The following is a 6,909-nucleotide window of genomic DNA, read 5'->3' as shown; positions in this document are numbered from 1 at the left end:
ATAGCAGGAGGATATTTTACTATGGAATATTTAAAACAAAAAGAAATTGAAGAAAAGTTTTGGAACGAGCAAAAAGAACGAGTAGAAAAGTATATTCACTATAATATTAAAGATGTAAAATCGATTACATTTAGAGAACATAAGGTAAGTCCAATGGGCGTTCCTCATATAAGAGGTTATATAAATGGTGATAAGGGATTATGGTTTGATGCTGGTATAGGTACTACGGAAAATTTTGAAGATGATTTTGGATGTTCTGGGGAATTAGATAAACTTATAAAAAAACCTGATAAGTCGGTATCTGAAATTGAAAAAGAAGAGAAGGAAAAGAAACAAGAGTAGTCTTTGTACTATTCTTGTCTTCTCTATCCCATTTTAAGAAGAATACATTGGTAGGCTTTTTATAAGGAGATTTCTAATGAAGAAAGCAATGATTTTGGTTATATCTGCTGTGATACTCATAGCAGGAGGATATTTTACTATGGAATACTTAAAACAAAAAGAAAAAGAAGAAGAGTTTTGGAAAGTACAAGAGGCACGAGTAGAAAAGTATATTCACTATAATATTAAAGATGTAAAATCGATTACATTTACAGAAAATAAGATAAGTCCAATGGGGGTTCCTCATATAAAAGGTTATATAAATAATAATAAAGAATTAGATTTTACAGCTAGTATAAGTACAACTGAAAACTTTGAAGACAAATTTACGCGTTCTGGGAAATTAGGAAAACTTATAAAAAATCCTGAAAAATCAGTATCTGAAATTGAAAAAGAAGAGAAAGAAAAAAACCAAGAGTAGTTCTTGCGACTACTCTTGGTTTCTGTACCCTACTTTAGAAAGAGCATATGTTAACTAGCTTGGAATATAAGGGGATTTCCAATGAAGAAAGTAATGATTTTGATTGTATCTGCTGTGATACTCATAGCAGGAGGATATTTTACTATGGAATACTTAAAACAAAAAGAAAAAGAAGAACAATTTTGGAAAGTACAAGAGGCACGAGTAGAAAAGTATATTTATTATAATATTGAAGATGTAAAATCTATTACGTTTATAGAAAAGGGTGTAAGTCCTATGGGAGTCCCTAAATTAAAAGGTTATATAAACAATAATAAAGAATTAGATTTTATAGCTAGTATAAGTACAACTAAAAACTTTGAAAATAAATTTACGCGTTCTGGAGAATTAGATGAAATGATAAAAAAACCTGCAAAATCTGTATCTGAAATCGAAAAAGAAGAGAAAGAAAAAAAACAAGAGTAGTCTTTGTACTACTCTTATTTTCTGTATCCCATTTTAAGAAGAATACATTGGTAGGCTTTTTATAAGGAGATTTCCAATGAAGAAAGTAATGATTTTGATTGTATCTGCTGTGGTGATCATAGCAGGAGGATATTTTACTATGGAATATTTAAAACAAAAAGAAATTGAAGAAAAGTTTTGGAACGAGCAAAAAGAACGAGTAGAAAAATATATTCACTATAATATTAAAGATGTAAAATCGATTACATTTACAAAAAATGATGTAAGTCCAATGGGAGTTCCTTCTGTAGAAGGATATATAAATAATGATAAGGAATTATGGTTTGATGCAAGTATAAGTACTACAGATAAATTTGAGGATAAGTTTGGTTGTTCTGGGGAATTAGATAAAATGATTAAAAAACCAGCAAAATCTGTATCTGAAATTGAAAAAGAAGAGAAGGAAAAGAAACAAGAGTAGTCTCTTTAACTACTCTTGTTTCTTTATTCTAGGGGTACCGCCCATCACCGTTAAGCTCACAGAACAGGTTGCTCTTAAAATGAACTTCATTGCTATAAAAGACTCTAATTTTTCGTTTTGGGGCAAATATTATATAAAATAATAGCTATCTCTGAATCACTAGTTTCAAAAAGCCTTCACGCAATAATGATTGCATGAAGGCTTTTGATGTTTGCTTATTTTTTTGTCTCGTTAACCCATGTAATAATGTCCTGGATGACGTATTCGGGAACGTTAGCAGGGATTTCATATTCACTAGGGAGGCTTAATTCCCTGTCACCCTCCGTGAAGAAATGATTCAATTTCGGATATTTTTTGAACTGAACATTCCCGCGGTTTGAAAGTCCTTTCTGCCATTTTGTATATTCATCTTTTACTGTTACTTGATAATCACGTGCTCCTTGCAGAATGAGTAAAGGCTCTTTTCGTGATTTTGCCTCTTCAACTGGACGCCACCTAGAAACATCATACATAAAATGAGGTGACCCAAAATTGTAGCCAGCTGGAGGATGATTGGGATTGAAAGTAGGATCCTGAATAAAAGCGACCTGTCTTTTTAGTTCATCGATTTCTTCCTTTGGTTTCCCAAGGTATTGATACTGATCAATGGAAATTTCAGTCAAAGAGCGTGCAGGTGGTGCGAGTAAGATGCTTCCTCGGACAAGTGAGGAAGGTGCTTTGCTTAGTATACGTGGCATTGTGCCAGCTCCTAGGCTATGTCCAAGAATGAAAATATTATTTGGATCAATGCCTTCCTGCTGCGCTGCTGATTTTGCTGCAAATATAGCATCATCTGTAGTATCACGGTCTAACGTAACAGGTTCTGTACTCATCTTTAATGCATGTTCTAAGGTGCGTTTTTCATAGCGCAACACTGCAATTCCGTTGGATGAAAGGCCCACTGCAATGTCTCGTAAGATTTTTGTTCCCATATATGTGCTATCGCGATCATGGATGCCAGCACCATGAACAAGAACAACTACGGGCAGTTTTTCACCACGCTTATGTTTCGGAACTGTTAATGTCGCTGGTAACGGATAGGTAGAATTTCCAATGACGATTTCACGTTCTTGATAGGAGTCAGGTTGATCATAGCTAGGATGCGGGATGGTATAAGATTCCTCGGGTGGCCTTTCTCCAATTTCATCTACTTTCCCGCCAGGTGTGAATTTAAGGAGTAGCGGTATGGTAGTTCCTTCGGTATCTGCTGGAATTTCCACCGTCTGATGGACCAAGTTTCGTTCTTTTATCACGGGGGTTCCCATACTTTTTATCCCGCTCCAGCCACTTTGTGTCCACCAGTTTTGTAATGTGGTTGCTGTAAACTTGGATTGAAAAGCAGCAGACGTCAACTGTAGTGCCTCTGCATACTTACCTTTCTGGAGATATTCAAAAAATAATGATGTACGCTCCGTTAAAGAGACTAGTTTCTTTTCAGCAGATTGTTCCTCATGTGTATCTGCGTGAATAGTTGTTGTAAGCGGGAAAGATGAAACGCCTAAAGAAAAGAGTAGGGTAAAGGTAAGGACTGATTTTTGTATTTTCTTTTTTTTATTCATGTTTCAACCTCCAATATGTGATGGTACAAAACAGGTATGGTAATTAGAATTCTGGTGCGAAAACTTCAAAATATTTGCAAGCAATCTCCAAAACTTGGACATACTAATATTATTATTCTAAAAAAATGTAGATTTCTTCTCTTGTTACATGCATATTAATCCCAGAAATAATCTTTCTTCCTTCACTTTATATTTTGATTATACGAAGCAAAGCTCTCGTTTTTCTTACTTGATACTTACAAATTCCTTAAGTAGAGGATATTTTAAAATTTTGGCTGTATGAATATGTAGCGGTACTCCTATGTTAAGAGATAGCTTAAGGACCGAGGATTATATTGTTTTTATAAAGAGTTGATGTTATGTTTGTTTTGTAACATATGGTGTTTTATGCATGTAGGAGGATTTATTGAAGAAATTATTAATATTGTTTTTATTAGCTACATTTTGTCTACAGATTACAGGATGTTCTAATAATATGGGTACACTAAGGGAGAAGTCTAAAACTTTAACAACTGTGAAGTCTAAACGCATCAATAAAGGGTGGTACAAACATATGTAATAGTTTGTATCACCCTTTGTTGATGTTAGAAGTCATAAGGAAAAGGTTGATAGTTAGATATTTTTCATAAAGAAAAGACACCCATATAAGAGTGTCCTTTCTAATAGTTTTTTAGCAGAAGCAACTGCATCCGATAATGATTAATAGTATAAAGAGTACAACAAGCAAAGCAAATCCTCCAGCAAAACCACAGCCTTCTCCGCAACTACCACCATAGCCCATAATAGTTCCTCCTTTAGGTAAGAGGATTAAAACTAAGGTTCATTCATGTATTTTAACGGGTTCACTTTACTTTATGTTTTTAAGAATGAATGGAGCAGGTCCTTTTAAAAATAACGAAAAGACCCCCTAAAGTGCCTTCCTTCAACTTGAACCATCTTAATTTTAATAATATATTGGACTCCTATCCGACGAATACTATTTTACTATGCTAATTTTTTTTGTTCATTGAGGGGTAGCACCACATCGCTATCAAGCTAACAAAATACACCTACCCCCAGAACGAAACTTTGTGCTAATTTGTAATAAAAAGCTCATTTTCTCGTTATGGGGTGAATTTGTTTTCTTAAGTTGGTGGGCATACGGCAGAACCCCAAATAAATTTAATAGCGTATAATTTTCATGTTTTTTCGGCGAAACATATAATGTATTATTCGGTTCGTTGTAATATATTCTTTACTTTTTGTAAAAAAGATATTACTATTACGTTAATATAACTGTATAATAGAAGAGAGGAATGACATGCTTGAAAATAATATAGTAGTAGGAAGAGCTGAAAAAAGATGGACTCAACAACAATTAGCAGATGCAGTTGGTGTCAGTCGACAAACTATAGTAGCTTTAGAAAAAAATAAATATAACCCTTCTTTGATTTTAGCTTTCAAAATTTCTAATTCACTTGAGAAAGAGATAACCGATGTATTTAAATATAAGGAGGATGAATAATGGTTAATATTGCTACGATTGTAATTTGTGTGTTAGTAGTATTGGTGTTTATTGCAGAAATTTACAAAATTACATTTGAACGTCGGATGGAGTCACAAGATGAGAGAGGGCAAATGTTCATCTTTAAAATTAAGTCATTATCTTATACTGTTCTAACCGTTGGTATATTAATTGGAGTAGCATTAGTAGCAATATTTAAGTTAATAGATAAGGAATATTTTATTTATTATGTAATGCTTGTGTTTTTTATTCAAAGTATAGTATCATCCATTTATTTGGCTATTGTTCGGAAAGTATAAAACGGTTCACTAGATAGCGATGTGGTGCTACCTCTCATATATCATTACCCAATATTTTTCTTCTAGCTCACCTTCTTCAATAACTTTTTTCCAGCCCATATTCTCATAAAACTTTAATGCTTTTTGATTTTTAGAAACACACTTTAATCTTAATGGTGTATTCATCTTTTCTATGGAAGCATGAAGTAACTGTCTTCCAGCCCCCTTACCAAAGAACTCAGGATGTACAAATAAATTGTGTATAAAGTTTTCAGGTAAATATAAAGAAGCAAATCCGAGGATATGATTATCTTCCTCTGCTAGTAGTATATGTTCTCCTTCAGTATGTTTATCAAAATCTTCTATAGTCATTTCATTTCTATCTAGCCAATGAAAACTTTCACGCCGTGATTCTAAATATATCCTTCTTAAATTAGGGTAGTCTAATGCAGTTGCTACTCTAATATTCATTTTCTCACTCTCTCTTCCTTTTTTTAATTGAATAAATCTAACCGTTTCTAGAGTAAACGGTTAAATTTACGAGAGAAATTTATTCACTCGTATCTCTTTAAAACAATGGCTGCATTATGACCTCCGAAACCAAATGAGTTAGATAGACCTATATTTATTTTCACTTGGCGAGCAACAGATGGTACATAATCCAGATCACATAATGGATCAAGATTTTCTAAGTTAATTGTTGGAGGAACTGTCCCTTCCTTTAAGCTCATTGCTAGAGCAATTGCTTCAACTCCACCAGCTGCCCCTAACATATGACCAAGCATAGATTTATTAGCTGTTACCGGAATCTGATAAGCTTGTTTTCCAAACAGTTGCTTAATAGCCATCGTTTCAGAGATGTCCCCCACTTTTGTACTTGTTGCATGGGCACTAATAACATCAACTTCTTCAGGCGATATATTGGCATTTTTTAAAGCTGATCTCATTGCAAGATAAGCACCTTTACCTTCCGGATGTGTAGCTACGATATGGTATGCGTCTGAACTTGCACCATATCCAATGACTTCTGCATAAATCTTTGCCTCTCTATGTAAAGCATGAGATAAAGATTCTAAGATTAGAATTCCAGCTCCTTCTGACATGACAAATCCATCTCGATTTTCATCAAATGGACGACTAGCTTTAGTGGGATTATCGTTTCTTGTTGATAATGCTGTAGCGTTACCAAAACTGGCTATTGATAAGTCTGTTATAGCTGACTCTGTTCCACCCGCAAATATAACGTCAGCTTCCCCAGAACGAATTAGTCTAAAGGCTTCCCCGATAGATGTATTTCCAATTGCACAGGCAGAAACAGGTGACATAGAAGGTCCCATCGCATTCCACTTGATACTAATTTGTGCTGCAGCAGCATTAGACATTATGGCAGGTACTAGAGTTGGGCTGACTCTTCTTGGTCCCTTCTGCCTAAGTGCATCAACATTTTCAATCAAGGTTTCAATCCCTCCAATACCTGAACCCACGTATACGCCTAACCTTTCTACATCTATACGATCGAGGTCTAACTTAGAATCTGACCAAGCTTGTTCAGCTGCAGCCAAAGCAAATTGAGAAAAACGATCTAAACGTCTTGCCTCTTTCTTTCCTAAAACTTCATCTGCATCAAAATCTTGGACGATACCCGCAATTTTTGTTTTATGATTGGTAACATCGAAAGTATCGATATTGACTATACCAGATTCCCCTTTAATTAGATTGTTCCAAAATGTTTTGATGTCGTTTCCTATAGGAGAAACTACGCCCATACCAGTAATCACAACTCTTTCCACTTTGCATTCCCT

The 6,909-nt window shown here is 34.5% G+C and carries 10 protein-coding genes; 6 read left to right on the top strand and 4 right to left on the bottom strand.

Annotated elements, in window-relative coordinates; translation table 11 throughout:
- The 4 genes from ES895_RS11580 to ES895_RS11565 all read left to right on the top strand — a co-directional run.
- Window positions 1-342 (top strand): DUF1433 domain-containing protein (locus ES895_RS11580; protein WP_240690228.1); only part of this gene is annotated, 342 nt, incomplete at its 5' end.
- A 76-nt stretch (window positions 343-418) separates the two neighbouring features.
- A complete protein-coding gene (locus ES895_RS11575) occupies window positions 419-802 on the top strand; it encodes a DUF1433 domain-containing protein (protein ID WP_000710032.1) in 384 nt (127 codons plus the stop codon).
- A gap of 81 nt (window positions 803-883) precedes the next feature.
- Window positions 884-1,267 carry a DUF1433 domain-containing protein gene (locus tag ES895_RS11570; RefSeq protein WP_000757414.1) on the top strand — a complete coding sequence of 128 codons (384 nt, stop codon included), beginning with the start codon at window positions 884-886 and terminating at the stop codon, window positions 1,265-1,267.
- A gap of 76 nt (window positions 1,268-1,343) precedes the next feature.
- The gene (locus ES895_RS11565; RefSeq protein ID WP_000757415.1) at window positions 1,344-1,727 is read left to right on the top strand and encodes a DUF1433 domain-containing protein; all 384 of its coding nucleotides are present in this window, start codon (window positions 1,344-1,346) and stop codon (window positions 1,725-1,727) included.
- 215 nt (window positions 1,728-1,942) lie between these two features.
- Here ES895_RS11565 and ES895_RS11560 read toward each other — a convergent pair whose 3' ends face one another.
- The gene (locus tag ES895_RS11560) at window positions 1,943-3,325 is read right to left on the bottom strand and encodes an alpha/beta hydrolase (protein WP_135238353.1); all 1,383 of its coding nucleotides are present in this window, start codon (window positions 3,323-3,325) and stop codon (window positions 1,943-1,945) included.
- Between the two features lie 670 nt (window positions 3,326-3,995).
- On the bottom strand, window positions 3,996-4,106 hold the full coding sequence (locus tag ES895_RS11555) for a YjcZ family sporulation protein (protein ID WP_000540371.1): 111 nt from the start codon (window positions 4,104-4,106) through the stop codon (window positions 3,996-3,998).
- A 519-nt stretch (window positions 4,107-4,625) separates the two neighbouring features.
- Between ES895_RS11555 and ES895_RS11550 the strand changes: the two genes are divergently transcribed.
- Entirely contained in the window at window positions 4,626-4,829 is a 204-nt protein-coding gene (locus tag ES895_RS11550) for a helix-turn-helix transcriptional regulator (protein ID WP_000892395.1), read from the top strand.
- Window positions 4,829-5,128 (top strand): hypothetical protein, encoded by a 300-nt coding sequence (locus tag ES895_RS11545; protein WP_000247165.1) that lies wholly within the window; start codon window positions 4,829-4,831, stop codon window positions 5,126-5,128. Before ES895_RS11550 ends, ES895_RS11545 begins: the two co-directional genes overlap by 1 nt.
- Window positions 5,129-5,155: 27 nt before the next feature.
- Here ES895_RS11545 and ES895_RS11540 read toward each other — a convergent pair whose 3' ends face one another.
- Both ES895_RS11540 and fabF read right to left on the bottom strand, forming a co-directional pair.
- Window positions 5,156-5,578: a GNAT family N-acetyltransferase gene (locus tag ES895_RS11540; RefSeq protein WP_001026484.1), complete on the bottom strand. Its 423-nt coding sequence runs from the start codon at window positions 5,576-5,578 to the stop codon at window positions 5,156-5,158.
- A gap of 83 nt (window positions 5,579-5,661) precedes the next feature.
- On the bottom strand, window positions 5,662-6,897 hold the full coding sequence (fabF, locus tag ES895_RS11535) for a beta-ketoacyl-ACP synthase II (RefSeq protein ID WP_000442906.1): 1,236 nt from the start codon (window positions 6,895-6,897) through the stop codon (window positions 5,662-5,664).
- Window positions 6,898-6,909: the final 12 nt, after the last annotated feature.

Origin of the sequence: Bacillus sp. 007/AIA-02/001, from assembly GCF_004634455.1 — a bacterium.
Taxonomy (GTDB): Bacteria; Bacillota; Bacilli; order Bacillales; family Bacillaceae_G; genus Bacillus_A; species Bacillus_A cereus.
The sequence above is the reverse complement of the archived record's forward strand: the minus strand, read 5'-3'. Positions and strand labels throughout refer to the sequence as shown.